Raw genomic sequence first — 16,304 nt, 5'->3', positions numbered from 1 at the left:
GAGCCGATGTCCATAGCTGCCGCTTATTTTATAGTTGCAGAAGTCTGGGAAGAACAAGCTGTAGTTTCGCTGATGCGCGAACTTAAAGGGTTTCAGTTCGGAGGGAATAAGCGTGCCAGAAGCGTCTATTGTTGCTCGGAGCAGCAGTCCCGAGGAATAAGCGTGCCAGAAACGTCTATTGTTGCTCGGGGCAACAGTTCGGAGCATAACGGTTTTTTTTATGCGGGTGAGAAATTCCCTCTCAACACTGACACACAGCTGTCAGATTTGATGTTCTACACTTAGCGCATGAAGAACATAACTCGTCATTGAGAGGAAGATGGAAATGAGCGAAAACAAAGCAAAATCGACCTGGGTGGTGGCAGGCCTACTGCTGGCGATCCTGATGGCGTCGATGGACAATACGATCGTGGCGACCGCCATGGGGACGATCGTCGGCGAGCTGGGCGGGCTCGATCAGTTCGTTTGGGTGACGTCGGCTTACATGGTTGCGGAGATGGCGGGCATGCCGATCTTCGGCAAGCTGTCGGATATGTACGGGCGCAAGCGGTTTTTCTTATTCGGGATTATCGTGTTCATGATCGGCTCCGCATTATGCGGAACGGCGAGCTCGATTGTCGAGCTCAGCCTGTACCGGGCAATTCAAGGCATCGGCGCGGGCGCGCTCGTGCCGATTACGTTCACGGTGTTGCTTGATGCGGTTTCGCCGGAGAATCGGGGCAAGCTGATGGGGCTCTTCGGCGCGGTATTCGGCATGTCTAGCGTATTCGGTCCGCTGCTCGGAGCGTTCATTACGGATTATGTGAGCTGGCAATGGATCTTCTATATTAATCTGCCGATCGGCATCGTATCTCTTCTGCTCGTGGCCAGAGGCTACAAGGAGTCGGCGAGCCGCGCGAAGCAGCGGATCGACTGGTTAGGCGCGGCCACTCTCGTGGGAGCGATCGTCTGTCTCATGTTCGCGCTGGAGCTTGGAGGCAAGCTGTACGCTTGGGATTCCTGGCAGATCGTGAGCCTTCTGGCTAGCTTCGCGGTGTTGTTCTTCTTGTTCTTGTTCGCCGAGAAGCGGGCGGAGGAGCCGATCGTCTCCTTCGGCATGTTCAAAGACCGTCTGTTCGCTTCGAGCACGCTGATCGCGGTGCTGAGCGGGGCGGCCTTCATCGCGGCGTCGGTGTACCTCCCTATTTTCATCCAGGGCGTGCTGGGCGGCTCCGCGACGAATTCCGGGCTGATGCTGCTTCCGATGATGGTAGGGACGGTCGTGACGGCGACGCTCGGCGGCTTCGTGATGGCGAAGCTGTCGTACCGGACGATTCTTGTTTCGACGTTGGTGCTGCTAGTAGCGGGATTAGGGCTCCTGACGACCATTACCGCGGATTCGTCCCGGTTGATCGTGACGCTCTACATGATCATCGTCGGTCTTGGCATCGGGGCTTCATTCTCGGTGCTGACGAACGCGGCGATTCACGGCATTGCCCCTTCGCAGCGCGGCGCGGCGACCTCGACGCTGAACTTCCTGCGTTCGTTCGGCATGATGCTGGGCATTACGGTATTCGGCATTCTGCAGAGCCATGCGATGACGCGCAAGCTGACGGAGACGTTCCAGAGCGGAGCGGGCGAGATGCCACAGGGCGTGGATCTGAAGGATCCGTACGTGCTGATGGAGCCGGCGCTCAGGTCGGAGCTGCCTGAAGGCGTGCTGAAGCCGATGCTGACGGGCGTAGCTTCGTCCATCACCGAGGTGTTCATGTGGGGACTCATCCCTGCCCTCCTCGCGGTCTTGGCGGCCTGCGTCATGGGGCGGGAGAAGCATGATCCGAAGGCGGAGATGGAGGCATACGGGCATTAATTAGTAGTCGTATAGGGGTTTGACGGCAGACTGCAGACGAAGCGCATATAGCGCGGCTGCAGTCTTTTTTTGCGAAATTTTTTCAAAAAAGTCTTCATAAAATTCCCATGGTTTGCATTATCATGATGTATAAGAGACGAGAATATGATACGATAAAGTCAATCTACTAGAAGAGGTGATTTTTGCGTGATCGGACGCAGCGGTAATCCTACCTTGAGAGACAACACTTTTGAACGGACAGGCCATTTCTCCGGCGGCGAGAGAATGACGATCGAAGGCACGGTGAACAAGGCGTTCATCATGCTGGCGATTCTGCTCGGCGGCGCATTCGTTTCATGGGGCATGTATATGAAAGCCGACGCGAACGTGACGGGCTTCATGATCGGCGGCGCGATCGCGGGTCTGATCCTGGCCCTGATCATCAGCTTCAAGCCGACGACTTCTCCTTTCCTCGTACCTATCTACGCGGCATGCGAAGGATTATTCCTGGGAGCTTTGTCCGCGAGATATGAATCGCTTTACCAAGGCATCACGCTTCAAGCGGCGCTTCTGACGATGTGCGTGTTCATCGCGCTTCTGGTCGCTTACCGTTTCCGCCTGATTCAAGCGACGAAGAACTTCCGTCTCGGCGTATTCGCGGCTACGGCCGGCATCATGCTGATGTACTTGGCAAGCTTCGTTCTGAGCTTCTTCGGAATCGGGATTCCTTACCTGCATGACAACAGCTTGATCGGCATCGGCATTTCGCTTGTAATCGTCGTCATCGCGGCGCTCAACCTCGTGCTCGATTTCGATTTCATCGAATCCGGCGCGGAGCACGGCGCTCCGAAGTACATGGAGTGGTACGGCGCTTTCGGCTTGATGGTAACGCTCGTATGGCTGTATATCGAGATGCTTCGCCTGCTCTCCAAGCTGGCAAGCCGCGATTAATAAATAAACAAGAAAGAGCACGGGATTCGCTCCCGCGCTCTTTTTTTTGTTCTCGTGTAAGCTGGACTACTCCAACTCCAGCAGCCGCTTCACGGCTTGATCCGTTTCCTTCAGGCGGTCGGTCATCTCGCCGTTCTTCACCAGCAGCGTCTCGACCGTCGCGGACAGCTCCTCGAGCGTTGCCATCGACTGCTCGCTGACGGCGGCGAAGCTTTGCGTCTCCTTTTCGATCTCGTTCGAGGAGCTGCGAATCGTCTGCATCATCTGGTCGATGCTCGTCACCGTGCCGGAGAGCTGCTCGACGGAGGAGCTGATGCTGGAGAAGGCGTCTCGCGTCTCTCTCGTCAGCTCGGTGCTCTCGTTCATGCGGGAAGCGATGTCGCCCATCAGGCCGGAGGTAGCGCCCGCTTGCTTCTCCATAGCGGAGAGGTTGCCCGAGATTCGTTCAGCCGCGTTGCCGGACAGCTCCGCGAGCTTGCGGATTTCTCCGGCGACGACGGCGAATCCGCGGCCGCTCTCGCCGGCTCTTGCCGCCTCGATGCTGGCGTTCAACGACAGAAGATTGGTCTGCGCCGCGATTTCCTGAATGGAGGTGGTGAATTCCGCAGCCTCCTTGATCGTCTCGTTCAGCTTGCGGATATCAGTGGCCATCATCTCGATGTTGCTTTGGAACACCGTAATGGAATCGTACAGACGGGTCACCTTGTCGCGGCCAAGCGTGGAGCTGTCGTTCGCGCTGGCGGATTCCTGGAGCAGCACCTCGAGCGATTGCATGAGGCGTCCGATCATTTCGTTCGTTTCCTGCACGGCTTCCGTAATCTGCGTCGTGGAGTCGACCTGGTCTCCCGCGCCGATCGCAATTTCGCGGAACGCGAGATTCATCTGCTCGAACGACTGGCCGTTCTCGTCGCCCGCTTTGCTGATCACCGACATATTCTCGGAGATAAGAGTCACTTCATGGATGAGCTTCTGCTGCTGCTCTTGCACCTGGCTATTGGCTGTTACGGTTTCGCCCGCGCTTTTCTCGATATCGGTGAACAGGTACTGCGAGCTGCGCAGCATGAAGAACAGCATGGTGACAATAATGATGTAGTAGATTAGAATCGTCTCGAATCCTTCTCCCGGAATCGTCACTTTCCCCTTCAATCCGAACAGAAGGAGATACATTTGGACCGCGGTAAACACAACGCCTACAATAAAAGGCTTCAGGCGCATGTAAACGACGGAGAGCGCCAGCAAATAATAAATGCCGAATACGTGATTGAAGTCCGGCGTTTGGAGCATGGTAGTCAACGTTGCGGTAAACGTGAGAGTGATGGCGATGTAAGGCTGATAGCCGATCAGCAAGCGGCGATAATGCAGAAATCCCGCCACTGCGACCGTGACGATCTCGAGCGCGACCAGAACGTAATCCTGGATTCTCAGCTGTCCGCCAGACAAACCGAGTACGGTAAAGATCGCGAGAAGGTTAATAACGGCGATCGCTTTGAACACTAGACCGTTCTTACGATGAAGATCTTGCGACATGAATTGGTTAATCGCGTTCATAGGTATCCTCCTAATAGTATATGTATCTTATTTCGACACGATTCGCAGAAAACTCTAGAGGGCTAAAGAGGCGAGGCGAAATATTTTAAAAGGTTTGTGTAGAATTACATAGGTTACCTAACTAGTTGATAGGGCGCTTAAGTAGGAAAGTTGCCAAAAACGGCAGCATCCTGTACAACAAAAGAAAGAAGATGGGGCATACCGCTCCGATCGGAGGCCGTGTGGATGATGAAGACGATCGAAGAGCTCGCCAGGTATTGCAAGGAGCATAGAGGAGCCAAGGAGGACTATCCTTTCGGTCCCGAGCCGCTGGTGATGAAGGTGGATAACAAAATGTTCGCGCTTATCTCGGGAACGGGAGGCGTGACCAGCATTTCGCTGAAATGCGAGCCGCATATGGCGGAGCTGCTTCGGCTGGAGCATGTGGCGGTGAAGCCGGGCTATCACCTGAATAAAAAGCATTGGAACACGGTGACGGTCGACGGATCGGTCCCGGATGCCGAGCTGCAGGCGATGATTGACCATTCCTACGAGCTGGTCGTCGGGACCTTGACCAAGGCGCAACGGGCCAGGCTGGCGGAGCTGGAAGGAGAAGTGAAGGCGGAGGCGGAGCTTCGGGAGACGGGCAAATGACGAATCTGCAAATAGGGACGCTGGTGCTGAATACGGAGCTGCTCGTTTATTTGCTGGCGGGCTTCACAGGCGTATTGGCCGTCAGAAGCGGCAGCGGGAATACGAATGATCGGGAGCGTGACGTGTCCTCGGCATGGAGCGCCGTGCTGATCTGGCTCGCGGCGTGGAAAGGCAGCCTGCTGCTGGTCGATACGAAATCGGTCATATCGAATCCAATGTCCCTTTTGTTTTTCGACGGGGGGATGTTCGGATTCTGGCTGGCCTCGGCAGCGGCATTGGGCTGGAGCGGCTATCGGTTCGTTAGGCTCCATGGCTGGAAAGGGGGCATTCGGCGCGTTGTTCTTCTAGCATCGGGGTGGACGGCGTTCTGTTTGTTAGCCATTCTCGTATGGGACGCAAGCGCTCTCGCCTATTGGCGGGTGCTGGGCTGGCTGCTAGCTTGCGTTGTATGGTGGATGGCTCGCGGAGGCAAGGAGTTTTGGCGGAATTGGTCATGGAAGCGGGGATCTGCTCAGGCGGCGGCCATGCTGCTTATTGCGGGACTTGTAAGCGCGCTGCTGTACGATCAAGCGAGGACGGGGCTGCTCGCAGAGCTTCGTGGAGGGGACGGCGAGCCGACGGCTGCTGCCGCCTCTGAGGGGGCAAGCGCAGGCAAGAAGGCGCCCGTGTTCGAGCTGGAGAGTCTGGCTGGCGACCGAGCGGCGTTGGCGGATTCCGCGGGAAGCGTTACGCTGCTCAATTTCTGGACGACCTGGTGCAAGGTCTGCAAGACGGAGATGCCGCATGTGCAGAAGCTATACGAGTTTTACGAGGGAGAGGGCCGCTCGGTGAAGCTGCTCTCCGTGAACGTAACGAGCCAAGAGAGCGGCGTGGAAACGGTGCGGCGCTACATGGAAAAGTATGGCTACAGCTTTCCACTCGCGCTCGACGAATCGGGCAGCGTTGCCGACCGCTATCGGGTGAACGCCTTCCCGACGACCTTCGTCATTGACGGCGACGGCGTCATCCGCGAGCGTTTCCTCGGCGCGATCAGCTACGCCGACATGAAGAAGCGCGTGGATCGCGTGCTGGCGGCAGGCTCGGCGTAACCGCCGAAGGGCGGCGAGGGGCGGGATAGCGACGCTGCAGGTGGTTATTGATCTGCGGAAGGCGTTGTGGAGCCCGATAGCGACACGCTGGATGGTTATCGGCGTGCGAGAGGCCGCATGGAGCGCGATAGCGATACGTCGAATGGTTACTGGCGTGCGGAGGTTGGGGTGAGGCGCGATAGCGACACGTCAGGTGGTTATTGGTCGGCGAAAGGTGGCGTGGAGCGCGATAGCGATACGTCGAATGGTTACTGGCGTGCGGAGGTTGGGGTGAGGCGCGATAGCGATACGTCGGATGGTTACTGGCGTGCAGAAGGTTGCATGAAACGCAATGGCGACACGCCACATGGTTAGGGGCTGACGGAGCCTTCCAGTCGCCAGCCCCGGCCGCAAAAAAACGGACGTCCTCTAAAGGACGTCCGTTCCTCTTTTACTCCACGCCCAGCGAGGAGCGGGCCATCGCCTCATACTCCGGCAGGCCGGATTTGACCGCGAACGCCGCGATCATCGCGGGATAGAAGGCCTCCCATTCCGCGATGTGCTCCGCCATGCGCGGCCAGACGCGGCCGCCGGCGCGCTCGTACCGCGCGATAAAGTCGCGCAGGCCGTCCTCGCCCCACAGCATCCGCAGGATGATAAAGTCCTTGGCCGGATCGCTTACCGCGCCTTCCGTCCAATCGAGCAGGCCGGTCACTTCGCCGTCCGGCTGCACGAGGATGTGGCCGGGATGCATGTCGCCGTGCGTCATGCAGGCATGCCGCGGCCAATAGCTTTCGTCCGCCAGCCAGCGCTGCCACCGCTCCCAGAGCGGAGCGGATACGCCGAACGCCTCGCGGGCCGCCTCCATCATCTTCAGCGCCTCGCCGCGAAGCTCTCCGGCCGGGGTAACGCGAACGCCGGCAGCGCGCGCTTCTCGGTCGTCGACGCTATGCAGGGACACCAACGCTTGCGCGAGAGTCTCGTAGAAACGCTCCGGCAGCGCGTCCTTCTGCAAGTACCACTCGTAATCCATGATCTCCATGTTGATGGTGGCGAGAGGGGTTCCGCCAAGCAGCGGATATCCGATGATCGACTCGTCGTACAGCTGCCAATCCGGTACCTCGAAGAGAATGCGCGGCTGCAGGAAACGCAGTACATCGCGCTCGTACGAGGTGGCCGCGGCCACATCCGGTCGTCTAGGCGAGCGAAGCACCCATGGCACTCCAGCCGTCGTCTTGGCGAAGACGGCGAGGAAGTCGAGGCCGGATTCGTTGATTTTGATCGATGCGGGATCTATGGCGAGTCCGTGCTGTTTTGCTCGTTCGAGCAAAGGCTGAATAAGTTCGTTTGTTTTGTTTTCCATTTAAGGCACCCCATTTTAATAAAATGACTTGCGGGTGGGGTCAATCCGCTGCTAACGCAACCGAACGGAAGCGATACCTCGAAACAGCATACGTAAGCCTCCCTATCCTAGTTGAATGCGGCTAATCGTGCCGTAATCCCACTATAGCAACCGAACTCTGGCTTTGACAACGGAAAACACGGCTTTAACTGTTTTTTCCTAAACGGCCGATAGTCGCCGTAAAGCCTCCCGCCCCTTGTATTCCCCGGCTGTTTTTGGGACAATAGGAAGCAGATTGCGGGCCGGCCGGATGCGCTGGGCGGCGCTTTGAATATAGGCAGTTCGGAAAGAGGAACAAGCATGAACCATACATCCATTTACGGATTAACATTAGATCAATTAACGGCATGGCTGGCAGAGCGGGGGCATCGCAAGGGCCGGGCGCATCAGGTATGGGAGTACCTGTACCGGAAGCGGGTGACCTCCTTCTCGGAGATGGCCGACGTGCACGAGACGTGCAGGGCGCTGCTCGAGGAGCATTTCGTCTTCGAGACGATGACCGAGCATGTGAAGCAGGAATCGAAGGACGGCACGGTCAAATTTCTGTTCAAGCTGTACGACGGTAACCTGATCGAGACGGTGCTGATGCGGCACAAGTTCGGGCTGTCCGTCTGCGTGACGACGCAAGTCGGCTGCAACATCGGCTGCAGCTTCTGCGCCAGCGGGCTGATCGCGAAGAGTCGCGATTTGTCCGCCGGAGAGATTGTGGAGCAGATCATGCGCGTGCAGCTGCATCTGGACGCGGCGGGCGAGAGCGAGCGGGTCAGCCATATCGTCGTAATGGGCATCGGCGAGCCGTTTGACAATTTCGTTAATATGAGCGATTTCATCCGGGTCGTCAAGGACCACAAGGGTCTGGCGATCGGCGCGCGCCACATCACCGTCTCGACGAGCGGCCTGGCGGGCAAAATCAAGGAGTTCGCCGATAGCGACCTTGGCGTCAATCTTGCGGTGTCGCTGCATGCGCCGAACAACGAGCTGCGCACGCGCATCATGAAGATCAACAAGGCGATCCCGATCGAGAAGCTGATGGACGCCATCGATTATTACCTCGAGACGACGAGAAGACGGATGACGATCGAATACATTTTGCTGAAAGATGTGAACGACGGATTGGAGCAGGCGCTGGAGCTGGCCGAGCTGATGCGCTCGCGGAGCAAGCTGGTCAACGTCAATCTCATTCCGTACAACCCGGTCGACGAGCATAGCCAATACAAGCGCAGCGAGCAGGATTCGATCAGGGGCTTCTACGACGTGCTGAAAAAGCAAGGGATCAGCGTCAGCGTCAGGCTGGAGCACGGCACGGACATCGACGCGGCCTGCGGCCAATTGCGGAGCAAGCAGATGCGCGCGGCGAATGAATAATTTTTAAGCAGTTGCCTGGTCTTATGGGAGAGTTGGTATCCCTAGGCCAGGTTTTTTTGTTTACAAAATTAATAAGTACACATATAATATGTATACATAGTAAATGAGGAGGAGAGCATTCATGTCGCCAAACAAACCTTCGCATACTCTCGGTTATTGGCTGCACCATACCGCGGCGCTTCATCGCAGGGTTTTTACCGCGGACACGAAAAAATACGGCCTGACGACGGAACAGTTCGGGCTTCTCATTCAGCTAAGCGCCAATGGGGGGATCAGCCAGAAGAAGCTGGCCGAGCTCATGCACAAAGATCAGGCGACGACCGGCAAAATCGTCGAAAAGCTGGAAAGCAAAGGGTTCCTGGTTCGGAAGCCGGATCCGGCGGATCGGCGCGCTTTCTCGCTCCATATGACCGGTGAAGGCATGGATGCGATAAGCAGGCTTACCCCCTTGGAGAGCGCGCTCGAGGAACAGGCTTGGGCTGGCATTTCGGAGGAAGAGTTCGACATTTTCCAGCGTGTCATGCACAGGCTGAACGACAATTTAAATCAAATGAATAAGGATGGATCGCATTGAAACCAGTTACAGCATTGTTAAAAACTCTACAAACCCGGATCGGCATCGTATTCGCCATTTTTGTGCCTTTTGCTTTCCTCATTATTTGGATGACGGGCTATAACGGCGCGACCGATCGCATCGACCGGCTTCATGTCGGACTTGTCGGAGGAGAGACGAATGAAAGCCAAACGGCCGTCGATTTCTTCCAGAATAACGCCCCGTTCCAGACGGCGCTGGCCGCTTCGCAGGACGAAGCGCTTGCCGATATGGATGAAGGGCTTCTAGATATGGTGGTCATCGTGCCAACCGATCTCGAATCGGCCGCTGCAAGCGGGGGCGCGAAGCTGATTTATTATGTGAACGATCGCAGCTCCGAGCTCGTGAAAGGCGTTATGGAAAGCATGGCGAATCAACTCACGGCGCAACTGAACGGCGTAGTCGTACCGGACGTTCAGAGTCTTCCGATTCAAGCGGAGGTCATCAAGACGAACGAAATTTCGAATTTTGCCCTGTCCATGCTGCCGATGATTCTCGGATTTATCCCGTATATCGCCATGATGACGATGAACATCCAATTTAACGTCGCCTCCAATATGCTGAAGCGCCAATTCGGCAAGTGGGAGCTGTTCTTCGCGCGTCAGCTGGTGCTTGCAAGCGTCGCTATCGTCGTGCCGCTTCTGCTGTCGGCGGCCGTTAAGCTGTTTCTGGACGTCCATGCCTCGTTCTGGGAGTTGTGGGGCTTTGAAATGCTTGTATTCACGGCGTGCATTTGCGTGACGCAGCTGGCTTTTGCGCTATTCGGCAACGCAGGGCCGCTCTTCAACGTATTCCTCATTCCGTTCCAGCTCATGACGGCCGGCAACATTATCGCCGCGTCGATGCTGACGCCGTTCTACCGTCACTTCGGTTCGTTCCTGCCCGCATCGAACGGAATTCAGGGAGCGATGCATCTCGTCTATGGCGGAGGTTCGGCCGGAGGCTACGCCGCAACCCTTGCCCTGATCGCCGTTGTTGCATGGGGGCTGACCGTGCTGCGATTGGCGGTGCCTAGCCGGGCCGCAGCCGCTCCGAAAGCGCAGACGGCCGCTTAAGCTTCAGCAATACAACCGCAAATGAGGTCGATGATGGCGCTAACTGCCATCATCGGCCTTTTTTCTATTAGTCGCCCAACCTTAACCCTTTCTACAGCTTAACTTAAGGTTTTCTTTAAAACCCCTTATGGTTTGATTGTTATAGTTGGGAAAGTGAAGCGAGGAACTTAGAAGGGTGTGTGGGAGCATGATCGAGCTGGCTGGCGTCAGTCATCAGTTTAGAATAGGCAAACGCGGGAAGGAACGGGTCGTGCCCGTCCTGCATGACATTAACCTGAAGGTGGAGAAGGGCGAGATCGTAGCGGTCGTGGGGAGATCGGGGTCCGGCAAGTCGACGCTGCTGAACCTCATGTCCGGCTATATCCGCCCTTCGTCGGGCGAGATCCGGGTCGGCGGGCAGAACGTCACGAAGCTGGACGAAGGAGAATGGGCGAACTTCCGGCTGGCCAATTACGGCTTCATCTTCCAAAGCTTTCAGCTCATCGGCAGCATGACCGCCTACGAGAACGTGGAGCTGCCTCTGGTGCTCAAGGGGATCGGAAGCGGAGAGCGCCGCGCGAAAGTGATGAAGCTGCTCGAGCAGGTCGGCATCGCCGAATTCGCGAATCATTACCCGAGCGAGCTGTCCGGCGGGCAGCAGCAGCGGGTATCGGTGGCCCGGTCGCTGATCCTGGAGCCGCCGATCGTGCTTGCGGACGAGCCGTCGGGAAGCCTGGACAGCGAGAACGAGAAGACGCTTCTGACGATGATTCGGCAGCTCAATCACGAGCTGGGCATCACGTTCGTCATCATTACGCACGACGAGCAGGTCGCGTCCATCGCGCACCGCGCGATCCGGCTGCAGGACGGAAGAATAGGAGGGCTCGCCTAATGAAATTCCAAGATCAGATCCGGTTCGTCCGGCAAAATATGAAAAAGAACAAAACCCGCCTGTTCATGACGGTGCTGGCGACGGCGATGGGCTGCACGTTCCTGATCGTGCTGGCCTCCGTGGGCTTCGGCCTGCAGCAGAGCATGGTCGACAATATCGTCGGCGACCGGCTCGTGACGGCGGTCGATCTGTACGGCAAAAACCCGGACCAGCACAAGGACACGAACATCTACGATGAAGATATCCAGATGTTCCGGGAGCTGGCGGATGTGAAGGCCGTTACTTATCGGAATAATATTTATCAATGGCTGAATCCGAAGGTCGAAGGCGAAGAGGTAGGGAGCGATAAGACGACCCAGGTCGACTTCGAAGCGGAGACCAAGGCCGGCTTCGATCTGAGCGCGGGCAGAATGCCGGAGGCGGACAATGAAATCGTCATCGGCTACCACATCCGGGAGCAGATGGACGAACAAGGCATGCCGACCGGCTATGAGGACGCTTCGGAGTGGTTGAACAAAACGATGACGCTGGAGGTCACCTACTATGCCGCAGGTAAGAAGCTGACGGAGCCGATGGAGGCGGTCATCGTGGGCGTGACAGAGATTCCGACGAAGGAATGGAATCGGGACAAAACGATCTACATGGGCGTCGGCATGCTGGAGAAAATTGAAGGAATCACCGGAACGCGGAACGGGGAGCTGCCTTACTTCGAGGTAGAGAACCCGACGGCCGAGAAGATCGACGCCGCGCTCGCGAATTTGCCGAAGCCGAGCGAGCAGCGGAGCTACCAGGACGTGCAGGTGGTCGCAAGCCATGCGGAGAAGGTCAAAGGTCTCGTCGAGACGCTGCGGGACAAAGGCTTCTACACGCATTCCATCGTCGACGAGCTGAAGCAGGTGAACCTTATGTTCGCCATCATGAAGATCGGGCTCATCTTCGTCGGCACGATCGCGGTGCTCATCGCTTCCATCGGCATTTTCAACACGATGACGATGGCGGTGACCGAACGGGCGCAGGATATCGGCATTATGAAGGCGATCGGCGCGCATCCGTCCGTTATCCGCAAGCTGTTCCTGCTCGAGAGCGCCATGATCGGTCTCATGGGCGCGATATTCGGCACGGTCGTCGCTTACGGAGTGTCTCTCGCGGTGAACGCGGGACTGCCCGTCGTCATCAAGCAGTTCATGGAAGAAGAGGTGCCGGCAGACTTCCTGTTCTCCGTCATTCCGCCGTATCTGACGGCTCTGGCCTGCGGCATTTCGCTTGGCGTGGCGATGCTGTCCGGCTACCGTCCGGCGCTTCGGGCAACGCGCATCGATGTGCTGAGCGCGCTTCGAAGGGACGTGTAAGAGCAGCTAAGGGCTCGGTCGCATTGTAAAAAAAGGGTTTCGTTGTCGATTGGGACAACGAAACCCTTTTTCATTTGGGTCCATGCCGCATCCGCCGCCGTGCCAGGCATTCGATTGGACAAGCTATCCAAAATCAGAGTTGACCGGAGTGGTCAATGAGGCGTACAATCGCATTGACCACACTGGTCAATGCGATCCGGCGTCCCTTGCCGTTCCGGCCCATGCAGGAGGAACGCCCGATTCGCGGAGCGAATGCTTTCGAAGCGGTTTTGCTCCACTACGTTCCACAAAACTAAGCGAATGCTTTCGAAGCGGTTTTGTTCCACTTCGTTTCACAAAACTATAGGAGGGCAACAACAAGTGTTTGACAAGTTTTTGAGCATAGAGCAAGAGAAACGGGAGCGCGTCATCAACGCGGCGCTAAAGGAGTTCGCTCATAAGAAATATCCGGCTGCGTCCACGAACGAAATCGCCAAACAAGCGGGCATTTCGAAAGGTCTGCTGTTTCATTACTTTTCGAGCAAGAAGGATCTGTATTTATACTTGTACGATCATGCGGTGGTATTCCTTCGCGATGAAGTTGCGGCCAAGGTTGACGCGGAAGAACGGGATCTCTTCGCGAAGCTGCGCCAGTTATCGGTTTTGAAGATGGGAATTTATAGCGTCCACCCGGATTTATTCGATTTCCTGAAGACGGCGTTCTTCGAAGAGTCGCCGGACGTCAAGTCTGAGCTTGCGGAGCGGAACAAACAGATTGTCGCAAGCGAGTATTATCGGTTGTTCGCGGATATCGATATGACCAAGTTCAGGGCGGGCATCGACCCGGCAAGAGCGTTGAACGTCATCCTTTGGTCGATGGAAGGGTTCGGTGAGCAGGAGCGGGAGAAGCACAAGAGGAACGGCGGAGAGTTCGACGTCGACCAGCTGCTGGAGGAGTTCGACCGCTATATGGAGCTATTCAAGCTTAGCTTTTATAAGCAGTAAGCGGAGGAGGGATTCGGATGAACGTTATTGAACTGAATGGTCTGACGAAGACGTATGGCGGAGCCCGCGGCATCGCGGATTTAAGCTTTACGGTCGAGCAGGGCGAAATATTCGGCTTTATCGGACCCAACGGAGCGGGGAAATCGACGACGATTCGGACGATGCTGGGGCTTATCCATCCGACAAGCGGCAGCGCGAAGATTTTCGGCAAGGACTGCTTGCGGTATGGGCCCGAGCTCCGGAGGGAGATCGGCTATCTGCCTTCCGAGGTATTCTATTACGACAACATGAAAGTGAAGGATCTGCTGAACTATTCCGCAAGCTTCTATAACAAGGACTCAAGGAAGCGCATGCTGGCTCTGGCGGAGAGGATGGAGCTGGATCTGAACAAAAAAATCGATGACCTGTCGCTCGGCAACAAGAAGAAGGTCGGCATCGTGCAGGGGCTGCTCCACGAGCCGAAGCTCATTATTCTCGACGAGCCGACAAGCGGGCTGGACCCGCTCATGCAGCAGCGGTTCTTCGAGCTGCTGGAGGAGGAGAACAAGAAAGGCGCCACGATTCTGTTCTCGTCCCACATCCTGAGCGAAGTGCAGCGGCTGTGCGACCGAGTGGCCATTATCAAGGAGGGGCGGCTTATCGCGCTCGAGAAAATAAGCGATCTCAAGGGCCGCACATATAAGAAGTTTAAGCTGCAGATGAAGGCAGGCTCGGACGCGACGCCATTCGCCATTCCCGGCGTAACGGAATGGAAAACCGCTCCGAACGGAGAGGTCAGCTTTCTGTACCAAGGGGATATTAACGATATTTTGCGTAGGATTGCAAGCCTGGAGCTGCTGAATCTGTGGGTGGAGGAGCCCGATCTCGAGGAGATTTTCATGCATTATTACGTGTCGCGGGAAGGTGCCGGCGTATGAACATGTTCGCGCATGAGCTCAGAATGAATCGGAAGTCCGCCCTGCTGTGGGCGGTTGCGCTAGCAGGAGTCGCATGCTTGTTCATGGCCATGTATCCGACGTTCGCGGAGGAGTCGGAATCGTTCAAGGAAGTGCTGCGGTCGATGCCGGAGGAGATGCTGGCGGCGTTCGGCTTGCAGATCGATGCCATCGCTTCGCTGCTTGGTTTCTACTCGTACGTATTCCTTTATATATCCTTGTGCGGGGCGATCCAAGCCTTCCATCTCGGAGCGTCGATGATATCGGCGGAGACGAGGGCGAAGACGGCCGATTTCCTGCTGACTAAGCCGGTGACGAGAGGGGCGGTGCTCCGGTCGAAGCTGCTTTCGGCGCTCACCATACTCGTCGCGACGAACGCGGTCTATTTCGGCGTATCCGCCGCTATGGCTTCCTTCGTGAAGCGGGAGACGTTCAGCCTGAGCGCGTTCGCGCTGATTAACGTTTCGCTGCTGCTGACTCAGCTTATATTCCTCATGCTCGGCTTCGCGCTGGCGCTGCTGCTCCCTCGGCTGAAGACCGTTCTGCCCCTATCGCTCGGCGTCGTCTTCGCGTTGTTCATGCTGTCGGCAATCGGAGCCTCCACAGGGGACGGCAAGCTTCGCTATTTGACGCCGTTCCAATATTTCGACAGAGCGTATATCGTGCGGCACGAGAGCTACGAGCCGGAGTTCCTGGCCGCGGGGGCCGCGGTCATCGCGGTCTGCGCGTTGTTCGGCGCGATCCGCTACTTGAAGCGCGACGTCCATGTCGGTTAAGGAGGCGTACGAAGCGATGAATATTTTTTGGAGAGAAATGAAGGCAAGCCGGAAGTCGCTGCTGCTCTGGATCGTCGGCATCGCGGCGATGGTGGGAAGCGGCATGGGCAAGTTCTCCGGCATGAAGGAATCAGGAGACGCGATGAGCGGCCTTATGGCCGATATGCCGAAGGCGCTGCAGGCGGTGTTCGGCATGAACGGTCTCGATATTTCGACGGTTACGGGCTATTACGGCATGCTGTATCTCTATCTTCTTATCATGGCGGCCGTACATGCATCCATGCTCGGGGCGAACGTGCTGGCCAAGGAAGAACGGGATAAGACGGCGGAATTTCTGCTCGTCAAGCCAGTGTCGAGAATGCGGCTGCTGCTCGAGAAGCTGCTGGCTATCGCTCTGCAGATCGGTCTGTTCACGGCCGCAATGACGGTCTGTTCGATCGGCTTCGTCGCGCAGTATGCAGACGACGCATCGCGCGTAACGGAAGACATTCTCCGGTTCATGGCAGGCATGCTGTTCGTTCAGTCGGTGTTCGCTAGCGTCGGGCTCGCGATTGCCGCCTCCATTCGGAATGCGAAGCGAGCCGTCGCTTCCTCCGCGTGCGTCATGCTGCTTACCTTCCTGTTGTCGGTGATTATCGATATAAGCGGCAAGCTGGGGTTCGCGAGCTTCTTGACGCCGTTTCAATATTTTGCGGCGAGGGACATCCTGGAGGACGGATTGTCGCCTGCCTATGCGGCATTGTCGGTCACGCTGGCCTTAACGGCGCTGGTCGTGGCATTCAGGAGCTATGGCCGGAGGGATATGCAGATCTAGATCATAATTGGAAATTTTATGAGGCCGCATCAGCGGCCTTTTTAATTTATTCAAGGTATTTTTGGCTGACTGTAAACTCTTTGTCATTTGGAACGAATAACTTTTATTGGAAATTGACATCTTATGAGGAAGAT

Annotated in this window: 15 protein-coding genes; 13 read left to right on the top strand and 2 right to left on the bottom strand. The window is 56.6% G+C overall.

Features of this window, described 5'->3' with window-relative positions:
* Nucleotides 1-325: 325 nt before the first annotated feature.
* Nucleotides 326-1,849: an MDR family MFS transporter gene (locus NQZ67_RS27530; protein WP_257452296.1), complete on the top strand. Its 1,524-nt coding sequence runs from the start codon at nt 326-328 to the stop codon at nt 1,847-1,849.
* 186 nt (nt 1,850-2,035) lie between these two features.
* Nucleotides 2,036-2,779 (top strand): Bax inhibitor-1/YccA family protein, encoded by a 744-nt coding sequence (locus NQZ67_RS27525; RefSeq protein WP_257452294.1) that lies wholly within the window; start codon nt 2,036-2,038, stop codon nt 2,777-2,779.
* Nucleotides 2,780-2,845: 66 nt separating this feature from the next.
* Here the strand turns inward: NQZ67_RS27525 and NQZ67_RS27520 are convergent, their stop codons facing one another.
* Complete coding sequence (locus tag NQZ67_RS27520) at nt 2,846-4,327, bottom strand: methyl-accepting chemotaxis protein (protein WP_257452293.1); 1,482 nt, start codon at nt 4,325-4,327, stop codon at nt 2,846-2,848.
* Between the two features lie 225 nt (nt 4,328-4,552).
* On the opposite strand from NQZ67_RS27520, the gene NQZ67_RS27515 reads away from it, so the two are divergent.
* Together NQZ67_RS27515 and NQZ67_RS27510 are read left to right on the top strand one after the other, a co-directional pair.
* Nucleotides 4,553-4,960 (top strand): MmcQ/YjbR family DNA-binding protein, encoded by a 408-nt coding sequence (locus NQZ67_RS27515; RefSeq protein WP_257452291.1) that lies wholly within the window; start codon nt 4,553-4,555, stop codon nt 4,958-4,960.
* A complete protein-coding gene (locus NQZ67_RS27510; protein WP_257452289.1) occupies nt 4,957-6,048 on the top strand; it encodes a TlpA family protein disulfide reductase in 1,092 nt (363 codons plus the stop codon). The genes NQZ67_RS27515 and NQZ67_RS27510 overlap by 4 nt, the downstream gene beginning before the upstream one ends.
* A gap of 430 nt (nt 6,049-6,478) precedes the next feature.
* Here NQZ67_RS27510 and NQZ67_RS27505 read toward each other — a convergent pair whose 3' ends face one another.
* The gene (locus NQZ67_RS27505) at nt 6,479-7,390 is read right to left on the bottom strand and encodes a macrolide 2'-phosphotransferase (protein WP_257452286.1); all 912 of its coding nucleotides are present in this window, start codon (nt 7,388-7,390) and stop codon (nt 6,479-6,481) included.
* A gap of 339 nt (nt 7,391-7,729) precedes the next feature.
* Between NQZ67_RS27505 and rlmN the strand changes: the two genes are divergently transcribed.
* From rlmN to NQZ67_RS27460, 9 genes are all read left to right on the top strand, one after another.
* Entirely contained in the window at nt 7,730-8,794 is a 1,065-nt protein-coding gene (gene rlmN, locus NQZ67_RS27500) for a dual-specificity RNA methyltransferase RlmN (RefSeq protein ID WP_257452283.1), read from the top strand.
* A gap of 121 nt (nt 8,795-8,915) precedes the next feature.
* Nucleotides 8,916-9,368 (top strand): MarR family winged helix-turn-helix transcriptional regulator, encoded by a 453-nt coding sequence (locus NQZ67_RS27495; RefSeq protein ID WP_257452281.1) that lies wholly within the window; start codon nt 8,916-8,918, stop codon nt 9,366-9,368.
* Nucleotides 9,365-10,441, top strand: a complete 1,077-nt coding sequence (locus tag NQZ67_RS27490; protein WP_257452278.1) for a YhgE/Pip domain-containing protein — start codon at nt 9,365-9,367, stop codon at nt 10,439-10,441. Before NQZ67_RS27495 ends, NQZ67_RS27490 begins: the two co-directional genes overlap by 4 nt.
* A 187-nt stretch (nt 10,442-10,628) precedes the next feature.
* The gene (locus tag NQZ67_RS27485; protein WP_257452276.1) at nt 10,629-11,312 is read left to right on the top strand and encodes an ABC transporter ATP-binding protein; all 684 of its coding nucleotides are present in this window, start codon (nt 10,629-10,631) and stop codon (nt 11,310-11,312) included.
* Entirely contained in the window at nt 11,312-12,661 is a 1,350-nt protein-coding gene (locus NQZ67_RS27480; RefSeq protein ID WP_257452274.1) for an ABC transporter permease, read from the top strand. Before NQZ67_RS27485 ends, NQZ67_RS27480 begins: the two co-directional genes overlap by 1 nt.
* Nucleotides 12,662-13,021: 360 nt before the next feature.
* Entirely contained in the window at nt 13,022-13,645 is a 624-nt protein-coding gene (locus tag NQZ67_RS27475; protein WP_257452273.1) for a TetR/AcrR family transcriptional regulator, read from the top strand.
* A 17-nt stretch (nt 13,646-13,662) separates the two neighbouring features.
* Entirely contained in the window at nt 13,663-14,562 is a 900-nt protein-coding gene (locus NQZ67_RS27470; RefSeq protein WP_257452271.1) for an ABC transporter ATP-binding protein, read from the top strand.
* Nucleotides 14,559-15,356 (top strand): ABC transporter permease subunit, encoded by a 798-nt coding sequence (locus NQZ67_RS27465; RefSeq protein WP_257452268.1) that lies wholly within the window; start codon nt 14,559-14,561, stop codon nt 15,354-15,356. The genes NQZ67_RS27470 and NQZ67_RS27465 overlap by 4 nt, the downstream gene beginning before the upstream one ends.
* A gap of 16 nt (nt 15,357-15,372) precedes the next feature.
* Nucleotides 15,373-16,170 carry an ABC transporter permease subunit gene (locus NQZ67_RS27460; protein ID WP_257452266.1) on the top strand — a complete coding sequence of 266 codons (798 nt, stop codon included), beginning with the start codon at nt 15,373-15,375 and terminating at the stop codon, nt 16,168-16,170.
* The last annotated feature ends 134 nt before the right edge of the window (nt 16,171-16,304 follow it).

The sequence above is a fragment of the Paenibacillus soyae genome (assembly GCF_024623455.1).
In the GTDB taxonomy this organism is placed as follows: Bacteria; Bacillota; Bacilli; order Paenibacillales; family Paenibacillaceae; genus Pristimantibacillus; species Pristimantibacillus soyae.
The sequence above is the reverse complement of the archived record's forward strand: the minus strand, read 5'-3'. Positions and strand labels throughout refer to the sequence as shown.